Origin of the sequence: Clostridium sp. (genome assembly GCF_036660475.1) — a bacterium.
Taxonomy (GTDB): domain Bacteria; phylum Bacillota; class Clostridia; order Clostridiales; family Clostridiaceae; genus Clostridium_J.
On the sequence record NZ_JAVXAO010000007.1, the window covers coordinates 1 to 22,822 of the forward strand.

General features: G+C 29.9%; 19 protein-coding genes and 1 tRNA gene. 18 read left to right on the forward strand and 2 right to left on the reverse strand.

Going from position 1 to position 22,822, the window contains the following annotated elements:
* Positions 1-59: 59 nt before the first annotated feature.
* Together RSA29_RS10595 and RSA29_RS10600 are read left to right on the forward strand one after the other, a co-directional pair.
* Positions 60-134: transfer RNA gene (locus tag RSA29_RS10595), tRNA-Thr, on the forward strand.
* Between the two features lie 247 nt (positions 135-381).
* The gene (locus RSA29_RS10600) at positions 382-1,641 is read left to right on the forward strand and encodes a DNA polymerase IV (RefSeq protein ID WP_346932844.1); all 1,260 of its coding nucleotides are present in this window, start codon (positions 382-384) and stop codon (positions 1,639-1,641) included.
* Positions 1,642-1,718: 77 nt separating this feature from the next.
* Here the strand turns inward: RSA29_RS10600 and RSA29_RS10605 are convergent, their stop codons facing one another.
* Both RSA29_RS10605 and RSA29_RS10610 read right to left on the reverse strand, forming a co-directional pair.
* Entirely contained in the window at positions 1,719-2,693 is a 975-nt protein-coding gene (locus RSA29_RS10605; RefSeq protein WP_346932843.1) for an ATP-binding protein, read from the reverse strand.
* Positions 2,686-3,681 (reverse strand): DnaD domain protein, encoded by a 996-nt coding sequence (locus tag RSA29_RS10610; protein ID WP_346942997.1) that lies wholly within the window; start codon positions 3,679-3,681, stop codon positions 2,686-2,688. The genes RSA29_RS10605 and RSA29_RS10610 overlap by 8 nt, the downstream gene beginning before the upstream one ends.
* A gap of 281 nt (positions 3,682-3,962) precedes the next feature.
* On the opposite strand from RSA29_RS10610, the gene RSA29_RS10615 reads away from it, so the two are divergent.
* The 16 genes from RSA29_RS10615 to RSA29_RS10690 all read left to right on the forward strand — a co-directional run bounded on the left by RSA29_RS10615 (position 3,963) and on the right by RSA29_RS10690 (position 22,714).
* Positions 3,963-4,808: a M23 family metallopeptidase gene (locus tag RSA29_RS10615; RefSeq protein WP_346932841.1), complete on the forward strand. Its 846-nt coding sequence runs from the start codon at positions 3,963-3,965 to the stop codon at positions 4,806-4,808.
* Between the two features lie 161 nt (positions 4,809-4,969).
* The gene (locus RSA29_RS10620; protein WP_346942996.1) at positions 4,970-5,434 is read left to right on the forward strand and encodes a MarR family transcriptional regulator; all 465 of its coding nucleotides are present in this window, start codon (positions 4,970-4,972) and stop codon (positions 5,432-5,434) included.
* A 12-nt stretch (positions 5,435-5,446) separates the two neighbouring features.
* Positions 5,447-6,424: a beta-ketoacyl-ACP synthase III gene (locus RSA29_RS10625; RefSeq protein WP_346942995.1), complete on the forward strand. Its 978-nt coding sequence runs from the start codon at positions 5,447-5,449 to the stop codon at positions 6,422-6,424.
* A gap of 36 nt (positions 6,425-6,460) precedes the next feature.
* Entirely contained in the window at positions 6,461-6,691 is a 231-nt protein-coding gene (gene acpP, locus RSA29_RS10630) for an acyl carrier protein (RefSeq protein WP_346942994.1), read from the forward strand.
* Positions 6,692-6,743: 52 nt separating this feature from the next.
* Positions 6,744-7,685: an enoyl-[acyl-carrier-protein] reductase FabK gene (gene fabK / locus RSA29_RS10635; RefSeq protein WP_346942993.1), complete on the forward strand. Its 942-nt coding sequence runs from the start codon at positions 6,744-6,746 to the stop codon at positions 7,683-7,685.
* 15 nt (positions 7,686-7,700) lie between these two features.
* Positions 7,701-8,642 (forward strand): ACP S-malonyltransferase, encoded by a 942-nt coding sequence (gene fabD / locus RSA29_RS10640; RefSeq protein WP_346942992.1) that lies wholly within the window; start codon positions 7,701-7,703, stop codon positions 8,640-8,642.
* A 14-nt stretch (positions 8,643-8,656) separates the two neighbouring features.
* Positions 8,657-9,397 (forward strand): 3-oxoacyl-[acyl-carrier-protein] reductase, encoded by a 741-nt coding sequence (gene fabG, locus RSA29_RS10645; RefSeq protein ID WP_346942991.1) that lies wholly within the window; start codon positions 8,657-8,659, stop codon positions 9,395-9,397.
* 20 nt (positions 9,398-9,417) lie between these two features.
* Positions 9,418-10,656: a beta-ketoacyl-ACP synthase II gene (gene fabF, locus RSA29_RS10650; protein ID WP_346932834.1), complete on the forward strand. Its 1,239-nt coding sequence runs from the start codon at positions 9,418-9,420 to the stop codon at positions 10,654-10,656.
* A 2-nt stretch (positions 10,657-10,658) separates the two neighbouring features.
* The gene (gene accB / locus RSA29_RS10655) at positions 10,659-11,159 is read left to right on the forward strand and encodes an acetyl-CoA carboxylase biotin carboxyl carrier protein (protein WP_346942990.1); all 501 of its coding nucleotides are present in this window, start codon (positions 10,659-10,661) and stop codon (positions 11,157-11,159) included.
* A 40-nt stretch (positions 11,160-11,199) separates the two neighbouring features.
* On the forward strand, positions 11,200-11,658 hold the full coding sequence (fabZ, locus tag RSA29_RS10660) for a 3-hydroxyacyl-ACP dehydratase FabZ (protein WP_346942989.1): 459 nt from the start codon (positions 11,200-11,202) through the stop codon (positions 11,656-11,658).
* Between the two features lie 20 nt (positions 11,659-11,678).
* Positions 11,679-13,028, forward strand: a complete 1,350-nt coding sequence (locus RSA29_RS10665; RefSeq protein WP_346942988.1) for an acetyl-CoA carboxylase biotin carboxylase subunit — start codon at positions 11,679-11,681, stop codon at positions 13,026-13,028.
* Positions 13,029-13,166: 138 nt separating this feature from the next.
* On the forward strand, positions 13,167-14,030 hold the full coding sequence (accD, locus tag RSA29_RS10670) for an acetyl-CoA carboxylase, carboxyltransferase subunit beta (protein ID WP_346942987.1): 864 nt from the start codon (positions 13,167-13,169) through the stop codon (positions 14,028-14,030).
* 31 nt (positions 14,031-14,061) lie between these two features.
* Entirely contained in the window at positions 14,062-14,871 is an 810-nt protein-coding gene (locus RSA29_RS10675; RefSeq protein WP_346932830.1) for an acetyl-CoA carboxylase carboxyltransferase subunit alpha, read from the forward strand.
* Between the two features lie 313 nt (positions 14,872-15,184).
* Complete coding sequence (locus tag RSA29_RS10680; protein ID WP_346942986.1) at positions 15,185-16,054, forward strand: DegV family protein; 870 nt, start codon at positions 15,185-15,187, stop codon at positions 16,052-16,054.
* A gap of 202 nt (positions 16,055-16,256) precedes the next feature.
* Complete coding sequence (locus RSA29_RS10685) at positions 16,257-17,123, forward strand: methionyl aminopeptidase (RefSeq protein WP_346942985.1); 867 nt, start codon at positions 16,257-16,259, stop codon at positions 17,121-17,123.
* Positions 17,124-17,302: 179 nt separating this feature from the next.
* Positions 17,303-22,714 (forward strand): diguanylate cyclase, encoded by a 5,412-nt coding sequence (locus tag RSA29_RS10690; RefSeq protein WP_346942984.1) that lies wholly within the window; start codon positions 17,303-17,305, stop codon positions 22,712-22,714.
* Positions 22,715-22,822: the final 108 nt, after the last annotated feature.

Here is a 22,822-nt window from a genome sequence, read left to right on the forward strand (position 1 = left end):
AGTGCCGGCCTGTCACGCCGGAGGTCGAGGGTTCGAGTCCCTTCTGGGTCGCCATGTACGCTGGCATGGCTCAACGGTAGAGCAGCTGATTTGTAATCAGCAGGTTGTAGGTTCGATTCCTATTGCCAGCTCCAAAAGGTTCTGAATTTATTCAGAACCTTTTTTATATTTATAGATTAAAACATTATAATTTTATAATGTTTTTTATTTTTTTAATATATATGTTCTAATTAAATTTACACATTGAATTATTTAAAAATCCTCTAGGATTTTAGCCGTAAATTTAAAATTATACATTCTTAATTAGAATTTATATATTTACAAATGAACATTAGTTCGTTAAAATTAGTATGAAGCTTAATCTTAAAAGAGGTGATATTTATGGAATCAATGTTAGAAAAAATAATATTTCATATAGATGTTAATTCAGCATATTTGTCTTGGACAGCAGTAAATCAACTTCAATATGATAAAAATTCTATAGATATAAGAAAAATACCTTCTATAATAGGTGGAAGTTCTGAAGATAGACGGGGAGTAGTGTTGGCTAAATCTATACCAGCTAAAAAGTTTAATATAATAACAGGAGAACCGGTAGTGGCTGCTTTGAAAAAATGTCCTGACTTAAAAATATTTCCTCCAAATCATAAGCTATATATGGAATGTAGTAATGCTATGTTTAAATTAATAAGAGATTATTCAAATACTATTGAAAGATATTCAATAGATGAAGTATTTATGGATGTAAGCCACTTTAAAAATGATTATCTAAATAAAGCTAATGAAATAAAATTAAGGCTTGAAAATGAATTAGGCTTTACTGTAAATATTGGAATAGGAAATAATAAATTACTTGCAAAAATGGCAAGTGATTTTCCTAAGAAAAATCACATACATACAATATTTAAAAATGAGATAGAAAAGAAGTTATGGCCAATGCCAATTGGAAACTTATTCATGGTTGGAAAGTCGGCAAAAAAGAAATTGATAGAGCTTAATATATGCACTATTGGAGATTTGGCAACATACAACTTAAATATACTAAAGACTATATTTAAGAGTTATGCAATTACTATATATGAATATGCTAATGGTATTGATAATTCAGAGGTTGATGGAAAATCTTGCATAGATATAAAGGGGATTGGTAATTCTACTACAACAAAAAATGATATTTTAAATGAGAATGATGCATTGAAGGTATTATTAAATCTTACAGAGACAGTTGCAATGAGGTTAAGAGAAAATAATACATTAGGTGGAGTTGTTGCAGTGTCTATTAAGTCTAATATGTTTATGACATACTCTCACCAGAAAACCTTATTGACGCCCACAGACTCTACTACACAGCTATTCAATGATGTAACTAGAATATTTAAAGATATGTGGAAAGGTGAGGGGATAAGGTTATTAGGGGTTAGAGTTACAAAACTGAGTAGTAATAAAATTTATCAAAGGTCACTGTTTGATGATAGTAAGTCGGAGAAGCAAAAATCATTAGATAAAACTATTGATAAAATAAGAGGTAAGTATGGGGATGCTGCTATAATAAGATCTACATTTATTAATTCAGATATTAATCCTATAGTTGAAAAGAATCAGGAGGATTATCTTATGATGGGAGGCTTATATGAACCTTAAAATATTTGAATATGAAAAATCCTACTCTATAAATTAATTATTAAAGAGTAGGATTTTAATTATTTATAGAGGACGTATTATGGTGATAGTTTTTTTTGAAGGCGAATATCACTTCCATAAAACTTACATAGAGTAAAATTACCAAAAAGTCTTGAGGTAATTCTTTCAGAGTATATGGATGAAAGTTCATCTAGGGAATAATTTGTAGAAACTAACATCTTTTTATTCCGTAGAAGCTTAGTATTTAGAAGATTAAATAATTCAGATTTAGAAAACTCCGAGGATATCTCAGTACCTAAGTCATCAATTATTAATAAATCACAATTTATAAGATGACTCTCCAAAGTTGAATTATTATTAAATCTAACATCTCTTAGATTTTTGATTAATTCTTCAGCGGTTTTGTAAACTACGAAATAACCGTTGTCTATTAAATCCTTAGCAATGCAGTGGGACAAAAATGTTTTTCCAGTCCCTGAATTCCCGTAGAAAAGTAAATTTTCATAAGTAGAATCAAAGTTAGTTATGAATTTAAGACTGCAATTTAGTATTTTTTTCATATTTGATCTAGGACTATATTTTTCAGGGCCATTATTTTTATCAGTATAAAATTCCATATTAAAATTAGTGAAGTTATGTTCACTAGAAACAGCATAAAGATCACTATTTTTATAATAAAGGTTATTTAATTTTTGTTTATAGCAACTACATTGAGAAACACCAATAAATCCTGTGTCCTTACATTTATTACAAGAGTAATGAATATCCAGATAATCTATAGGATATCCATTAGATACTAAAAGTTCAGATTTTTTTACTCTTAAGTTAGTTATCGTTTTTCTTAAAGTTTGAAGATGTTCATCTCTATTAGGTATATCTTGAAAAGCACTTAAGGATAACTTTATGCAAAAATTACCTATTTTTTTCTCGATGGCATCTATTTCAGGAATACGTTCTTTAACTTCGCTCTTTCGATTATCAAGAGCCTGTTTTTGTTTAGATTGTATTTCATCATAAATTTTTATAAGTTGTAAGTGGTGAGCATTAGTCATTATTATCCCATCCTAAAAGTTTTCTTTCTAAATCATCAAAGTCATAACTTCGCTGATCATAATTGTTAAATTTACCCTTATTTTTTGATCCAGCATTATTATTAGATGAATCATTTACAATAGATTTAAAATTAACCTTCTTTTTATCTCTAATTTCTATATCTTGAAGCGTTTTAATATTGTCTTTAAACCAACTATTTAAAATCCCATCTATATATTTAAAATCAGCTCGATTAAGTCTTTCAAAGCAGATGTCACAAGCTTTATAAATAATATCTAGAGGAAAGTTATATACATTTAACCATTTTTCAAGAATTTCTTCTTGAGGTTTCATTACATCCCCGTTTTTAATACCTAAATAAGTTAATATTTTTCTAATGTTAACCCATTTATCTTCGTGTTTTTTTATGAAATTTTGGGCTTGATCTATATTAGTTATATTACTATCATTCCAAGATAAAGCAATTTTTTCGATATATCTATAGTCGGATTTTCCCCTAGATACACAGTATTCTATAAGAAGAAGTATTAGCTCCGGAGAAAAGTTGAAATCCTTTTGCCAGCCAAGGTATGTGGTCATTTCCTTTGGAGATAGAGGTCGAGCTAAAAGTCTTTCTATATCTTGAAGCATATCCTTAACTAAGGAATTGTCTAGTTCTTTTAGAAGATTTATTGATTTATTATCTTGAACTTTAAGTAATTCTAAAAACTCTATATTGTAGTTTCCCATATTATCTATAGGATTTAGTTTTATAACACCTTCGTCATTCCAGTAATTCCAAGCATTTATTACGTCGGTTTCTAGAAGGGAAAGTGCAGAAGCTATAAGAGTTGAATTAACACCTATCTCACCACTGACACAATATTTAAGACCAAGAAGATAAACTTTTATATATTCTCCTCTAGCATTTGCCATATAGTTGTCAATAAATACATTATTTACAGGAGTATAATCTAAAGTTTTGGTTTTAAACATAAAAGTACTCATAGAATCGCGACCTTTCTGTATTATCATAAAGAAATATTAAATTTAATTAGAACATACATATATTATTAGTTTTAGATTTTTGATACATACAATAATTAAAACTAAAGATTATTATATAGTCATAGTATATCATATAGTAAACTCATTAAAACGGAAATTTCATAATAAAGATTTTTAATAAATTTTAAACAAATGAATAATAAATGAAATTATTAAATTAGAGTTTTTGATTAAAAAATTTAATAATGGGTATATTATCATTGTAGTAGGGAGGTAATACTATGAAGCCAAATCTAGTTAAAGAATTGATCATAGTGTGCGTATCAACCTTATGTATTTTAGTTATGCTTAGAATAAATACTGTAGATAAAAATGAATATGTAGAAAAAAACGAAAGAATAAAGGCACTAATAATGAAATCAGATGATAAGTATATAGGTGTGGTTTCGAATGAAATTGTTGGGAATGATGCCATAAGTATGGTAAAGGACATTTATATTAATAGTGCTAATATAAGTGATATAAAGGATATTACATTGTATAATGAAATACTCTATGAAGATACAACTTGCGATAAATCTGAAATCTTAACAGAAGAGGGCGTTGTAAATAAAATAATAGAGTATAATAACTCACATGACGATAGTATAGTGAGTTTTATAGTAGATAAAGGGAACAGTGATAAAGTAGCATTCAGACCTCTAAGTAGGGGTGAATCGGAGTTGTATAGGGAAGTTTTTTTACATAGTTCAATAACTACACCAATAAAAGGAGTATTAACGTCTACATTTGGAGAGCAGAGAAACGGTTATAATCATAAAGGTATAGATTTAGCCGCAGAGAGTGGTACGTCCATAAAGGCAGCATTAGATGGAAAAGTAAGTTTTGCAGGAGTTGCAAATGGGTATGGAAATGTTGTAATAATAGACCATGGTGGTAAACTACAAACAGTATACGCACATTGCAGTAAGCTAAATGTAGTTACTGGAGAAACTGTTTTTAGGAGTCAGAATATAGCTAAAGTTGGAAGTACTGGTGATAGCACCGGACCACATCTTCACTTTGAAATAAGAGTAGATGGAATGGTTGTAAATCCACTTGCATATAGTGGAGGAACAGAATATTAGTAGCTATGCTATAAAAGCTTAGAGTATTTATTTTAAGCTTTTATAGTAATACTTGGAAAAATATAATAAAAATTAAAAATATATTGACTTATATTTTTTTTAGTAATATACTTTGATTATCAAACTATTTGAAAATCAAACAAAAGGAAGGGGGAGTTTTAATGAAGTCCTTCAATTCAAATAAACATGTACTTAATGAATTATTAGTAACTATATTTAATGATATTTTAGAGATAGAGCAAAATGCATTAAGTCAGGGAATACTTAATGATTTATCCGTTACTGAAATACATACAATTGAGGCTATAGGAATGTATAAGCCAAGAACTATGACCGAGGTAGCTAATGATTTAGGAATAACGGTTGGAACATTAACTACAGCTATAACGAAGCTTGTTAAGAAGGAATATGTTGAAAGAACCAGAGGTGAAGAAGATAGAAGATCGGTAATGATAGCACTTACAAGAAAGGGAAAGCTTGCATATAGAGTACATGAAAAGTTTCATCAGGAAATGATAACTAAAACTATAAGTGGTCTCTCCGAAGATGAAGAGGCAGTATTAGTAAAATCCCTAGGAAAAGTAAATGAGTTTTTAAAGGAAAAGTATAATCTTAAAAAGAAGTAAAGGAGAAACATTGTGAATGGTTCAAGAATACTAGGTACTGGATCTTATACACCAGATAATGTGATTTCAAATAAGGTTCTAGAAAGCATTGTTGATACATCAGATAAATGGATACAAGAGAGAACAGGGATAGTAAAGCGGTGTATATCAAAAGATGAGGATACTACTGAGCTTGCAACAAAGGCTGCAGTTGCAGCTTTGGAAAATAGCGGGCTAGAAGGTATCCATATAGATTTAATTTTAGTAGCTACGGTTAGTCCAGATGCTTTAATACCTTCAGTTGCATGTAATGTGCAAAAAAATATTGGAGCTATAAATGCTATGGCATTTGATATAAATGCAGCATGTAGTGGTTTTATATTTGCCTTAGATATAGCAAATAACTATATAGCTACTGGTAGAGCAAAGAATGCCCTTATAATTGGAGCAGAGGTTTTATCTAAGATTGTAGATTGGGAAGATAGAAATACATGTATATTATTTGGTGATGGAGCAGGGGCTGCTGTATTAACTTCAGATTATAATGAAAATATATCATATGTTAATTGTAAAAGTGTAGGATCAAAAGGGGAATCACTTACGTGTAATGTGTTACCTTTAACAAATCCTTATACATTAGAGAAGGATGAATCTGACTATAAGATAAAAATGAATGGAAAAGAAATCTATAAATTTGCAGTTAGAACTATGGAAGAGGAGTTTAACAGAATAATTAAAACAAGTAAACTAAGTAAGGATGATATAGATTTTATTCTTCCACATCAAGCAAATTTAAGAATGATAGAAAGTTTTAGTAAAAAAATTGGGATTCCACTATCTAGATTTATTATAAATCTAGACACTACAGGAAATACATCTAGTGCAAGCATTCCAATAGCATTAGATGAGGCTAATAGGTCAGGGATTATAGAGAGTGGTAATAACATAATAATCATAGGATTTGGTGGTGGGTTAACTTACGGTAGCGCATTGCTAAAATGGAATAGGTAAAAATATTAAAATTTAAATATATAGGAGGAAGAAAAAATGGTATTAGAAAGAGTTAAACAGGTTGTAGCAAAACAGTTATCAGTAGAGGTGGAGGAGTTAAATATAACAGCTTCATTTACAGATGATTTAGGAATAGATTCATTAGAAATATTTGAAATTGTTATGAGTTTAGAGGAAGAATTTGATATAGAGATACCAAATGAAGATATCGAGGATATTAAGACTGTTGAAGACATTTCAAACTATATACAAGGGAAAGTTAAGTAATGAAGATAAGGTCAGATAGATAACTATCTGACCTTAATAATAGGAGGTATGTATGTTTAAGTCAGATATATGTGGAATCTTAGGAATAAAATATCCAATAATTCAAGGGGCTATGGCTTGGATTGCAGATAGTAGCTTGGCTAGTAGTGTTTCTAACGCTGGAGGACTTGGTATTATTGCAGCAGGAAGTAATCTTCCTGAAAATGTGAGAATGGAAATTAGAAGAGCAAAAGAACTTACAGATAAGCCTTTTGGAGTAAATATAATGTTACTTAGTGATAATGCAGATGAGGTTGCAAAAATTGTTTGTGAAGAAGGAGTAAGTGTAGTTACCACTGGAGCAGGAAACCCAGGCAAGTATATGGATATGTGGAAAAGTCATAATATTAAGGTAATACCAGTTGTAGCATCCACAGGACTTGCAAAAAGAATGGAGAGAAGTGGAGCAGATATGATAATAGCAGAAGGTTGTGAAGCGGGAGGACATATAGGGGAGCTTACGACTATGGCACTTCTTCCACAAGTAGTTGATGCTGTAAATATTCCTGTTATAGCAGCTGGCGGTATAGGCGATTCAAGAGGAATGGTAGCATCATTAGCTCTAGGAGCTAGTGGATTTCAAGTTGGAACTAGATTTCTTGTAGCAAATGAGTGCACTGTTCATGAAAATTATAAAAAGAAAATTATAGAGTCAAAGGATATTGATTCCATAGTAACAGCTAGAAGCACGGGGCATCCAATAAGAGTTTTAAGAAACAAATTATCTAGAGAGTATATAAAACTAGAAAAAGAAGGTACATCAGAGGAAGAGTTGCAGCGATTAGGTGTAGGTGCTCTTAAACGAGCTGTAATAGATGGTGATGTAAACAATGGATCAGTAATGGCAGGTCAAATTGCGGCACTGATAAAGAAACAAGAGAGCTGCGAAGATATTATAAAAGATTTTGTAGAAGGTACAGAAAGACTACTTAAAGCTTTATCAAATAATTTTTAATATAGAGAGGTAACTATGAGGAAGATAGGTTTTATTTTTCCGGGTCAAGGATGCCAATATATTGGTATGGGAAAGGAAATATATGAAGAGTTTCCAATTGTTCAAGACATATTTCACACTACAAGTAAAATTTTAGGGAGAGATATAAGAGATCTTTGTTTTAATGGTCCTATAGAAGAATTAATATCTACTGAGAATAATCAGGTTGCGATAGTTACAGTTTCGATAGCATTAGCAAGAATATTAAAATCATATGGAATAAATCCAGTGGCGGTGGCTGGTTTAAGCTTGGGAGAGTACTCAGCTTTAATTACGAGTGGAATTATAAATCAAGAAGAGGGTATAGAAGTGGTTAAGCAAAGAGGCTTATTTATGAAGGAAGATACTGATAATACAAGGGGTGCAATGGCAGCTATAATTGGTGGTAACATTGAGTCTATTGAAAATATATGTAGGGAGCTTAGTTCTAAAGGTGTAATATCAATAGCAAACTATAATTGTAGTTCTCAAACTGTAATTTCAGGAGAAAATCACCTAGTAGATGAAGCTATTACAATGTTAAATGAAAAAGGTGCTAAGAGGACTATTAAGTTAGCTGTAAATGGAGGCTTTCATACAACATTAATGAGAAACGCTTCAATAAAGTTAAGAAATGAAATTAATAATGTGAAATTTAATGAAACTACTGTTACTGTAATACCAAATGTTACGGGAGAGGTTTTATCAGATATAGATGATCTTAAAGAGTTATTAGAAAATCAAGTTAAATCATCAGTAAAATGGCAGAAGACAATAGAGACAATGATAGACATGGGAATAGACACATTCATCGAGGTGGGACCAGGAAAATCACTTAGTGGATTTGTAAAAAAGATTAATAAAGAAGTTAAAGTATTGAATGTGGAAGACAAGGAATCCATTTATAACACTTTAAAATATTTAGAGCTAAGTGTATAGGAGATGATATAAATATGTTCAAAGGAAAAAATGTTATAGTCACTGGAGGAAGTAGAGGAATAGGTAAAGCTATTGCTTTAGAGTTTGGAAGGTGTGGAGCTAATGTGATAATAAATTATGTTAGTAGTGAGATTGAGGCTAGAGAAGTTGCCGAGGAAATAAAGAGGCTCGGTGGTAATTCTATTTTAGTAAAATCAGATGTAAGTAAACTTGAAGAAGGTAAACTTTTAATAGATGAAGCGATAAATACATTTGGTTCAATAGATATATTAATTAATAATGCAGGTATAACAAAAGATGGATTACTTATGAGAATGAAAGAAGAACATTTTGATAAGGTAATAGATATAAACCTTAAAGGTGTATTTAATACCTGCAAGTGTGTTGTATCCCATATGATTAAACAAAAACATGGAAGAATAATAAACATTTCTTCAGTAGTAGGCATTGTAGGAAATGCTGGTCAAGCAAATTATGCAGCATCAAAGGCTGGAGTTATAGGACTTACAAAATCTATTGCAAAGGAAGTTGGAAGTAGAGGAATAACAGTAAATGCCATTGCACCTGGATTTATAAAGAGTGATATGACAGATGTGCTTAGTGATAAGGTCAAGGATACTATGTTGAATGTGATTCCTTTAAATAGATTTGGGATGGTAGAAGAAGTAGCAAAGGCAGTAACTTTCTTGGCTTCAGAAAACGCGGGATATATTACAGGTCAAGTTATAAATGTAGATGGCGGAATGGTAATGTAGTTAAATAGGAGGAAAAATAAGTGGATAGAAGAGTTGTAATTACAGGTATGGGAGCAGTAACGCCTATAGGAAATGATGTAAATAGTTTTTGGAATGGAATTAAGGCTGGACAATGCGGTATAGAGTTCATAAAATCTATGGATGTTGAAAAGTTCAAGGTGAAAATAGCAGCTGAGGTTAAAGAGTTTGACCCGGAAATAGCTTTAGATAAAAAAGAAAGTAAGCGGATGGATAAGTACTGTCAATTTGCAATGGTAGCAGCAGATGAAGCGGTAAAATCTTCAAAGTTGAATCTGGAAGAAATAGATAGTTATAGATTAGGTGTTTTAGTAGGTTCAGGAATTGGTGGACTTCAAACATTAGAGCATGAATATAAAAGAATGGTAGATAGAGAGACAACTAAGGTATCACCTTTTTTGATTCCTATGATGATAGGAAATATAGCGGGGGGAAATATAGCAATAAAATATGGAGCTAAAGGGCCATGCATGTCAGTAGTTACAGCTTGTGCTACAGGTACAAACAGTATAGGTGAAGGTTTTGAAATGATAAGGTCAAATAGAGTTGATGTAATTATTGCTGGTGGAGCAGAAGCTTCAATATCAGCTACGGGACTTGCAGGATTTACATCGCTAACGGCGCTTAGTAATAGTGAGGACCCTAAAAGAGCATCTATTCCCTTTGATAAAAACAGAAGTGGATTTGTAATGGGAGAAGGAGCGGGCATAGTTATCTTAGAGGAACTTGAGCATGCAAGATCAAGGGGAGCTAAAATATATGGAGAAGTTGTGGGTTATGGGTCTACTTGTGATGCTTATCATATAACATCGCCGAGTCCAGATGGTGAAGGCGCAACAAGATCTATGAAACTTGCTATTGAGCAAGGAAATATAGGATTAGAAGAGATTTCTTATATAAATGCCCATGGTACTAGTACCCCTTACAATGATAAGTTTGAAACTGTTGCAATTAAAAATTTATTTAAAGATTTAGCATATAATATTCCAGTTAGTTCTACAAAGTCTATGACTGGACATCTTTTAGGTGCATCTGGGGCAATAGAGTCTATTGCATGTATTAAGGCTTTGGAGGAAGGTTTTATTCCACCAACAGTAGGCCTTGAAAATTCAGATGAAGACTGTGATTTAGATTATGTTCCAAAGGTTGGAAGAATAGCTAATCTTAAGTACGCATTATCAAATTCATTAGGATTTGGTGGACATAATGCTACACTTTTATTTAAGAAATGGGAGGAATAGTAATGAATTATGATGCCATAGAAAGATTAATAAAACTAGTGAATGACTCTAATTTGAAAGAATTAGAACTTGAGGAAGCTGGACTTAAAATAAGAATGAGTAAAAATGATAATAGTAAAGTGGTTTATTCTGAAGAGAATAAGATTATAAGTAGACATACTACTATGGAGAGTAATGAATTTGATACTATTGATCCAACTAGTCAAATTGCACAGGTAAATTTAAAATCACAAGTTAGTATTGATGAAGTAGCTAGTGTAGATAAAAGATTTATTCTAAAATCACCAATGGTAGGAACTTTCTATTCATCTCCAACAGAAGATGGAAAACCATATGTTAAGGTTGGAGATAGTGTTTCACAGGGATCTACACTTTGCATAGTTGAAGCTATGAAGTTAATGAATGAAATAGAGTGTGAAGTTGATGGAATTATAGCTGAAGTATTTGTAGAGAATGGAGAAGTCATCGAATTTGGGCAACCAATAATGGCAATAAGAAATTAATTGAGTATTAGGATGTTTAATTATAGAGGGAGTGAATTTAATGTCAGATTTAATTGAAGATAAATCAAATGTAAAATTAAATATAAAAGAAATACAAAATATAATTCCTCACAGATACCCATTTTTATTTGTAGATTCAGTAGAAGAATTAGAGCCTATGAAGAGGGCTATAGGATATAAAAATGTAACAATGAACGAATACTTTTTTCAAGGACATTTTCCAGAAGAGCCAGTACTACCAGGGGTAATAATAATTGAAGCATTAGCTCAGGTTGGTGCAATAGCACTACTTTATGATGAGGCATTTAGAGGGAAGATAGCATATTTTGGTGGAATAAAAAATGCTAGATTTAGAAGGAAAGTTGTGCCGGGCGATAGATTAAAGTTAGAAGTTGAAATTATAAAGATAAAAGGACCAATGGGTATCGGGAAAGCCGTAGCAACAGTCGATGGAAATATTGCCTGTGAATGTGAGTTGACATTTGCTGTAGGAGTATAGAAAGTAAGAGAGGTAGCGAGATGTTTAAAAAGATATTAATTGCTAATAGAGGGGAAATTGCGGTTAGGATAATTAGAGCTTGCAAGGAAATGGGAATACAAACGGTGGCAGTATATTCAGAGGGTGACAAGGACGCACTCCACACACAAATGGCAGATGAATGCGTTTGTATTGGTCCATCACCTTCAAAAGATAGTTATTTAAATGAAAATAACATTTTAAGTGCTACTATATTAAAGGGTGCAGAAGCTATTCATCCTGGATTTGGATTTTTATCAGAGAATAATAGATTCGCAAAAATGTGTGAGGAATGTAATATTAAGTTTATAGGACCAACATCAGATAATATAAGAAATATGGGAAACAAGTCTAAAGCTAGACAACTTATGGAAGAGGCAAGAGTTCCAGTAGTACCAGGATCTAAAGGGATTGTTGAAGATGAAGAACAAGCATTGCGGGTAGCGAAAGAAATAGGATATCCAGTAATGATAAAGGCTTCCAGTGGAGGTGGAGGAAAAGGAATTAGAGTAGTAAATAATGAGAGTCAGCTTATAAGTGATTTCAATGCGGCTAAAAGAGAAGCTAAAGTTTCATTTAATGATGATTCGATGTATATAGAGAAGTTTGTAGAGAAACCTAGACATATAGAAATTCAGTTAATAGCTGATAACTATGGAAATACAGTATACTTAGGAGAACGTGAATGTTCGGTGCAAAGAAAAAATCAAAAGGTATTAGAAGAAGCACCATCTGTTATTGTTAATGAAGAGATGAGAATAAAAATGGGTGAAGTTGCAGTTAAGGCTGCTAAATCTATAGGATATGTTAATGCTGGAACTATAGAGTTTTTAGTAGATAAGAATATGAAATTTTATTTTATGGAAATGAATACCAGAATACAGGTGGAGCACCCAGTAACAGAGATGGTTACAGGGATAGACTTAATTAAAGAGCAAATCAAGATAGCATATGGAGAAAAGTTAAGTTTTTCTCAAGAGGATATAAGAATTAAAGGACACTCAATTGAGTGTAGAATAAATGCTGAGGACCCATATAAAAATTTTATGCCATGCCCAGGATTAATAACAAATTTATATGTGCCGGGTGGAAATGGAATAAGGTTAGACTCAGCAGTATATCAAGGATATAAAATACCACACACTTATGATTCTATGATTGGAAAGTTAATAGTTCATGGTAGAGATAGAAATGAAGCTATAAGTAAAATGAAGAGAGCTCTAGGAGAATTTATAATAGAAGGTGTTAGTACAAATATAGATCTTCAGTTAAGTATTTTATCTAATGATAATTTTGTTAATGGAGAATTTGATACAAGTTTTCTAGAAATGTATCTTAAAAATAATAAGTAAAACTACTAAATTTCTAACTAAAGTTCATGTAATAACTATTTTAAGATTAATAAATTGCATACGTAATTTAAGTATTTGAGATTTTTATTATAGGTGATTAAATTATAGTTATAAGTTTAATCTAAATGAGGTAAGGATATGAGAGAGTTAAAAGGATTATTTAAGAAGAGTTTTTATATAGAAATAAAGCCTACCAAAGATGAAGAAAAAATAGAAAAGCCACATGTACCAGATGGAATGTGGGTTAGATGCTTAGGGTGTGGGAAGACAATATATCGAGGCGATTTAGAAAATAATATGAAAGTTTGTTACTCTTGTGGAGGTCATTTTAGGTTGACGGCTAGAGAAAGAATTAAACAAATAATCGATGATGGAACTTTCATAGAATGGTTTAGTAATATGTATTCAGTTAATCCTTTAGATTTTCCAGAGTATGAAGAGAAATTAAACGTAGTAAAAGAAAAAAACAATATGAATGATGCAGTAATAACGGGATGTGGAAATATAGGGTCCAAAAAAGTTGTACTATGTGTAATGGATAGTAACTTTTTAATGGGAAGTATGGGTAGTGTGGTTGGTGAAAAAATAACAAGGGCAATAGAGATAGCTACAAGGGATAAATTACCAATTATTATCTTTACTTGTTCAGGTGGTGCTAGAATGCAGGAAGGTATTTTCTCATTGATGCAAATGGCAAAAACATCGGCAGCGTTGTCTTACCATAACAGTGAAGGATTGCTATATGTTACAGTTTTAACAGATCCTACGACTGGTGGTGTAACTGCTAGTTTTGCAATGCTCGGAGATATAATCCTTGCAGAACCTAATACACTTATTGGCTTTGCAGGAAGAAGAGTTATAGAACAAACAATAAGAGAAAAGTTACCTGAGGATTTTCAGAAGGCAGAATTTCTTCTAGAAAAAGGATATATAGATAAAATAGTGCATAGAAAAGATATGAAACACACACTTAGTACCATTTTAGAATTGCATAATAGTTGAAATTTAGAGTGTTAGAGGGTGTAGTAAGGTTATGGAGAGTAAAGCTACTTCATGGGAAAAGGTTAATATAGCTAGAAACATAAAAAGACCTACGTCGTTAGATTATATAAATGATATATTCACAAACTTTATTGAATTAAAAGGTGATAGAGGATATGGTGATGATAGTGCTATAGTAGGTGGAATAGCGAAGTTTCTAGATAAAAGTGTAACGGTAATAGGTATACAAAAAGGAAATAATACAAAGGAAAATATAGATAGGAATTTTGGAATGCCAAGGCCTGAGGGATATAGGAAAGCGTTAAGACTTATGAAGCAAGCAGAGAAGTTCAAAAGGCCAGTGATAATATTTATAGATACACCAGGGGCTTTTTGTGGTATAGAATCAGAAGAGCGAGGAATCGGAGAGGCTATAGCAAAGAATCTTATGACAATGAGCACGCTGAGAGTTCCAATAATATCTATAGTTATAGGTGAAGGTGGGAGTGGGGGAGCAATAGCATTAGCTGTAGCAGATGAGATTTGGATGCTAGAAAATTCAATATACTCCATTTTATCACCAGAAGGATTTGCATCTATATTATATAAAGATGCATCTAAAGCTAAAGAGGCCGCAGAAAAGATGAAAATAACTTCGGACGATCTATTTAAATTGGATATAATCGATAGAGTTATAAAAGAACCAATAGGCGGTGCACAAGAAGATTTTAAAAGAATGTCAAAGAGTATATATTTAAATTTGAAAGAAGCAATAGAAAGATTAAGTCGAGAACCAATAGAGTCATTACTTACAAAAAGATATTACAAATTTAGAAAGATGGGAAAATTTACAGAAAAGTAAAACTTGTAAAAATAATAAAAAATAATAAAAACAACCAATTAATGTAAAATGTTAATGTAAATTATTGCAATATGTGATAATATAATTACATTACCAATATTAATTGGTTATTTTATTTGTATAAAGGTATAATACGTAGTAGTATAGTTAACATGCAAATGTAAGTATGATGAAATTATAACTTTTTAATTAAATCATTTTAAAAGTAAAAGATATTAAGACGAATACTATGTAGAAACTAGTGTATATAAAATAACTATTATTATACAGTAATTAAAAATATAGTAATAAGAAGTTGAGGGGAAGAGGAATCATGAGAGATAATTTAGTTTTGATGGTCGATTCTGGAAGTGATTTGCCGATAGAATTTATAAAAAATCCTAATGTAGTAGGGCTTCCAATAGGATGTAACTTTAAAGGTAGGGATGTTGAAGATTACTTTGGTGAGGTTATAGATAGCAAAGAGTTTTACGAAGGGTTAAGAGCAGGTGAGATGTATACTACATCACAGATAAATATATATAAATTTCAAGAATCTTTTAGAGAGATTGTTAAAGAGGGTAAGTCTATTATTTATTTAGGGCTTTCTTCAGGCCTATCTGGAACAATAAATAACGCGAGGACAGCAGCGGTAGATATAAAAGAAGAAATACCATCAAGTGATATAACTGTAATAGATACATTATCTGCAAGTATGGGTATAGCTCTTCTAGCTTATAAAGTATACAAAATGATGGAAGATGAGAAATCAAAAGAGGAAATAATAGAATTTGTAGAAGGTACTAAATTAAAAGTAAACCATTATTTTACAGTAGATGATTTATATCATCTAAAAAGAGGTGGAAGAGTATCAAGTTCAGCGGCGGCAGTAGGGACATTATTAAATGTAAAACCTATACTTCACATTGATAATGAGGGTAAACTTGTACCAATTTCTAAGGCAAGGGGTAGAAAAAAAGCTATATCAGAACTTGCGAATCAATTTATTCAAAAAACTAGTAGTGAACCTCAAATGATAACAATATCTCATGGAGACTGTATAGAAGATGCCAGAGCATTAGAGAAATTATGTAGGGAAAATGGCAACGTCGAAGAGTGTGTTATTAATCATTTAGGTCCAACAATAGGTAGTCACACAGGTGCAGGATTATTGGCTTTATTTTTTATAGGAAATGAAAGATAGTAGGATTTTTAAGTAAAAATTATATTCATTTTTAAGATAAAATAAAAAGTTTTGTATAAGAAATTTTACAAGACTTTTTACATTGCAAAAAAACTTTAATTATAACAGGCAATCAGTGTTATAATATATATAACACATGAAAAATATAAGTGATTAGATTGGTGAAATATAAAATTTATATTTACGGTCAATGGAGGAAACTATGGATAAGTTAAATAGAAATGATATTTGTTGGTGTGGAAGTGGGCAAAAGTACAAGAAATGTCATATGGAGCAGGATAAATATTTAGAAAAATTAAGTGATAAATATGGATATCAAATACCAAGAGATATTATAAAGTCTAAAAAAGATATTGAAGGTATAAGAAAGAGTTGTGCTTTAACTAAGGAAATATTGGATATGGTTGAAGAAAAAATAAAATCAGGTATATCTACGGAAGAAGTAAATAGCTGGGTTCATGAATATACAGTATCCCATAATGCCTATCCAGCACCATTAGGTTACCATGGATTTCCGAAAAGTACTTGTGTATCTATAAATAATGTAATTTGTCACGGTATACCAAATGAAGATACTATAATAAAAGATGGAGATATAGTAAATGTAGATGTTACATGTATTTTAGATGGTTATTATGGAGATTCAAATAGAACATTTTTAATTGGAAATGTAAGTGAAAAGGCAAGAAGGTTAGTAGAGACAGCTAAAGAATGTTTAATAAAAGGAATAGAAGAGATAAAACCTTTTAATACATTAGGAGATATAGGGTTTGTTATAAATCAGTTAGCTACAAGTAGAGGTTATTCGGTAGTATATGATTATGGTGGTCATGGAATCGGAAATGAATTTCATGAGGAACCATTTGTGCCTCACATAGGTGAAAGAGGTGAAGGCATGGTATTATTACCAGGCATGACATTTACAGTAGAACCTATGATTAATGAAGGTGTGCCTGAAACTTTAGTATTAGAGGATGATTGGACTGCGGTTACTGAGGATGATTTGTTATCAGCGCAGTGGGAGCATACCATACTTGTTACAGATAATGGATGTGAAGTGTTAACTTAGATTAATCATGGAACTCATAAAGTTTTTTAAAACTTTATGAGTTCTTTTAAACAAAAATACAAATTAAAATAAAATATTTCAATATATTACATATTATGTATAGGTATGATATAATGATTTAACAGAATAATCAGAGTATTAATTAGTGAGTTATTAATTAGATTAGGTAGGTATTTGATATGAAGATGGTGAATGAAAGGTACAAAATAGTTGAGTTAGTAAATAAAAGTAGGACGTATTCAGTATATGAAGCTATGGATATAACACAAGGAATAAGTAAAGTTAAATTATGTATAATAAATACTACTCATATGGAAGAAAGACTACTTAAGTTTTGTATATCTGAATTAGAAAAAATGGGCAGCATAGATAATGATACAATTATAAAAATTTTAGATTTTGGCGTAGTAATAGATGAAACAGATAAAAATAATAAGAGGAATTATTACTATGTTACAGAATGGATTGGCGAGTATAAATCATTGTTGCAGTTTGTAGATGGGGTTTCAGAGAAGATGCTAATAGATATTTTTGTAGAAATTTGTAAAATGGCATATACTCAATCTTATAGTTATAATAAGATAATTCCGTTTAATGCAGAAAGTATTTATATTACATCTAATATTAAACCTAAACTAAAGGATAAAATAACAATAATGCTTGAATATAGAGAAATTGGAATAACTAGTTATGATGAAGAGAATTCTGATGATATAGCTACAGGAGAAATCAATAAATATACTGAGAGTAATTATTACATAGAAAAGCTTTCGGAAATATTAGTTGATATTACAACGAGAAATCAAAATAAGTACAGACATATCAAATCTTATAAAAATATTGTAAATGGATTAAATGAAGTTAATAATAATGAGTGTAAAGATGTAGGCTCAAATAAAATCTATATGCTGCTAAATGAATTGCGTGAAAGTAGCGAAGGTCGAAAAGTGAAAAATATATTTGATATAATTAGGTATATCAATGAATTATATGGAACAAATTATAAATATGAGGCCAATGTTGCGTTAGAAAATCTTAATTTTAGTATACCTTTAATAGAAAGGGAAGAAGAAGTAAATTTAATTTTGGAAGCTATAGAGAATATAGAAAAATTTCAGCAATCAAAAAATATAATTTTGGTGCATGGTGAAATTGGAATAGGAAAAAGTAGGCTATTAGAGCATATAAAACATAGAATAAATATAAAAGAAAATAAAGAGGTAAAAAGTAGTGGTGGCATTTATATTATCAGCAATAAAGTAGATTCTAGCAAATTGACAATTGAAATATTGCTTGAAAAAATAGTTAAAGTTGCAGATAATAATTTAATAAATAAGTATAAGAAGGATTTAGTTAAATTTTTACCTCAAATAAATGGAGAAGGCAATTTAGGTGTTTTGGATGTTAATTTATTGGACAGTAAATCAAAACTAGTACTTATATTAAAAATTTCTTCATTTTTACAAGAGTATTATAGTAAAAATACAGGAATTATTATTATGGATGATATGAGTATATATGACGATTTTACATTAAGTATAATACAACAGGTATTAAGTAAACCTAGTATACATAGAAATTTAGCTATAGTATTAGCCTATAGAGATGGAGATTGTCTGAAAAATAATAAATTCATTGAACTAATTGGACAACTTTCAGAAAGAGTTAGTCTAGATGTTCACCTAAGAACATTATCAGAAGATAAAGTAGGAACGATTATAAAAAATATTTTAAATGTTTCACATGTATCAGAGGAATTTTTAGGTATGTTTTATAGATATTCTAGTGGTAATCCATTGTTTATAGAAGAGGCACTTAAGGATTTAATTACTAGGAAAATTATATACATCAATAAGGATACCGGCAAATGGAATAGAATTAAGGGGCATGAAATATTTATGTCTTTAGGAAGAGAGAAAATATGCAAGAGTCAATTAAGTGATCTAGATAAGTTATCATATGAAGTTCTGTACATCATGTCATTTTTTTATATGCCAATATCTATTGATATGATAAAACAAATAATAAATGTGGATGAAGAAAATATAAATAATACAATTAATGAATTGGTTAGTAAGGGAATTTTATATAGTAGTATAGGGGATAATGGGTTTGTATATAGCTTTTACAATAAATTTCTAAAAAATTATTTATATAGAACTGTAGATAACACCGAGAAGATGTGTCGTCATAATGAGATCTCGCAAATGCTTATAAATTGTTGCAAGGGAGATTTAAATGTATATCTGGAAGAGACTATTTATCAACTAGATATAATAGGAGATAAAGAGAAATTAATTTATTATTATAAAAAAAATGAAGAGAGATTAGAGGCTATAAATAATAGTAAAGAAGCAATTAAATGCAACATAAAAATATTAGATATTTTAGATACTATTGAAGATCGATTTAATTTTATTCAGGATGAAATAGAAGCTAATGTGAACCTTGGGAAGTTGTATAATAAGTTATCCCAGAAGACTATAAGTCTTAAATATTATGAAAATGCATTAAAGTTATGTAATGTAGTTAATGAAGTTAAAACCACTATAGATATCATGAGTGAAATGGCAACATTATATAGAGATTTGAGTAATAATAAGAAGGTTATATATTATACACATGAAATTAGCAAATTATTAAAATCGGTTAATTATGTTGAAGGTGAAATAAAATATTTAATCATAGAAATAAGAAATTCATTTTTTAATCAAGATTTTAAAAAACTGGAATTATTAACTGAATACGGTATTCAATTATGCAAAGAAAATTATTTGGAATATAAGCTTATGTTTTTAAATAGTTATTGTAATGCACTAATAGATCAGAATAAAATTAAAGAAGCGTTAGATACATCAAAAGAAATAATTAAAGAGTGCTCTAACAATAACTATACAAGTCAACTAATAAGGGCTTATAACAGCGTCGGATTAATGTATAGTGATTATATTCAATGTCCAGAAGAAGCCCTAGAATGGTTTATGAAGCTATATAAAGTAAAAAAAGGTGATAGTGATAGAGCTTGGGATATAACATCAGGCGCAAATATAGGATTTGTAAATTATGTGTTATTAAATTATGATGAAGCATATAAATATTTAATTGAGTCAGTTAACAAAGCTATACAAGAGCAATTTGTATATTTAAATCTTTATAGTTATATATATTTAGGAACTGTATTATTTAAGCAGGGTAAATATTTAGAGTGCTTTAGATATGTTGATCTTTGTACTAGCTATATAGATGCTAATTCAGCTAGCGGTCAAGAACTTAGTGTTTATTATATATTTTTATATTATGTAAATAATCTATTAGGTGAAAGTAAAAAAGCGGAAGATTGCTTAATTAAGGGTAAAAATATATTAGGGAATTCAGATTCGGTTATTAAGCATAAAGTACAACTTCTTTATATTATTAATAATGCTATTGATAATAATGGAGATATTTCTACAAATGATATAATTGAGGCAAGTGAAAAAATATTATATATAGATTTAAGAGTATCGATGCTTTGTGAACATGTAATTAGGTTACTAAATAATGAAGAATATTTGATAGCAAGCGAAATGTATACCTATATGAATAAACTACGAGAAAGTGTAAAGTCTAATATAAACAAATTAACATTGGATTATATTGGGTGCAAATTAAACATTGGAGTATCAGTTGCTGATTTGGCAGAATCTACACGTTTGTATAATGATGTTACGAATCCAATGCTTATGTGGAGGGTATATGGAACTATAGCATATTCATATTATAGTGAGTTTAATTATGTGTATGCTACTAAATATTTCTTAGAGGCTTGCAATATAATCCTAGAAATTTTAGGCCAAATTTCAAAAAATAATAGGAAATCATTTTTAAAAAGAGAAAGTCACATGATTAAATATTTTGAAATACTTTTATATATAAAAAGTTATTATAATAATGAAGTTAATATGGGTGAAATGCCTATAGATTTAAACCTTATAGATAATATAGAGGAAGTACTAAAAATTATTTTAGAAAGTGATTTTATAAATGAGAAGTTCATAAATGAAGCAAGAAAACTTAATAGTGATGAGTTGAAAGATGTTAATAGCATTGAAGATCTTGTTAATAATCTACATGGAAATAGTGATGAAAATATAGAATTCATATGTAAATATATAAACTCAATAACATTAGCTTCAAAGACTAAGATAGTAGTAGAGAATAATAACAAATTTTCAGTAATATCAAGTAATATTGAGTGTAAAGAACTGCCAGAGGACATGACACTAGTTAATATTTCTAGGAATAAAGGTATTCCATTAAGAGTGAATAGAGGGTTAATTAAAGATAGCTGTGGAAATATCCTAAGTCATGAAGCTGAAAGTTATATTAAATCATCTATGTGTATACCTATAGCACAAGTTTTAAGGCATTCAAGTAGAGGCAGTAAATATGAGTATAACCAAGATATTATAGGGTATATATATATAGAATGTGACTCAAAATTAAATAATATTAGCGAAGATACAATGAATAAATGTATAACAATAGGAAAAATACTATACATGATAATAGATAAGTTAAATATTAAGAAAAGCTCTACAATTGATAGAGTTACAAACACATTAACTAGAAAGTACTTAGAGACATTTGTTCATGAACAAATAGAATTATCATCAACTCATGGATATGAATTTTCAACTTTAATGGTAGATATAGATAAATTTAAACATATTAACGACACATTTGGTCATAGAATGGGAGATAAAGTATTAAGTAAACTATGTGATGTTATGATAAAGAATATACGAAAAGATGATGTAGTTGGGAGATATGGTGGGGAAGAATTCATTATAGTTTTGCCATATACTGGAATATTGGAGGCGGAAACTATAGCAGAAAGAATTAGAGTGAAGATATATGAAGCTAAAATCATGGGAGACAAGCAAGATGTAACAGTTAGTATAGGAATAGCTAATTATCCAAATCATACAACTAATTATGAGGAACTTATTGAAAAATCAGATCAAGCACTATATGCTGCGAAAAATAATGGTAGAAACAACACAAAGATATGGAATGAATATTATGAATCTAAAATTAGCACTACTAATAGATTGAGTGGAATACTTGTGGGAAGTGGTAATCAGGATTATAAAAATGTATCTACCGTAATTGAGTTCATAGATTTAATTAATGATGAAATAAGCATAGAAGAGAAGCTTATGATTTCAATAAATAGAATTGCAGAAATTACTGAGGCGGATTTATGTACTATATTTAAGGTTGAGAATGATGAATTAGAGAAAATATATTCTAAAATAGTAGATGTGGATAATAATTCAGATGTTGGTGTGTATAACTATGACAATGTAAAGGTAGCTATAAAAACTGGTGAAAATCTATGTGCAATAGATTGGGAACATGTAGAGGAATTTAAAAATGTTCCGGATGTAAAGTCTAAAATGATAGTTTTACTAAAAAACAAATCTAAGATAATTGGTGTAATTTATCTAGCGGTTTCGATTAATAACAAGGAATTTACTCATGATGAATTAAATTTTGTTAATACCTTGGCAAAAATTATTTCTCCTATACTTAGTTATAAAGAGTAAAAGTTCAATTTTAAGTGTATAAAGAGTTAATACTAAAAACTTTAGTATTAACTCTTTATAATATATAATGATATTAAGTGAAAATTTATAAAATAATGAATTGTCGTC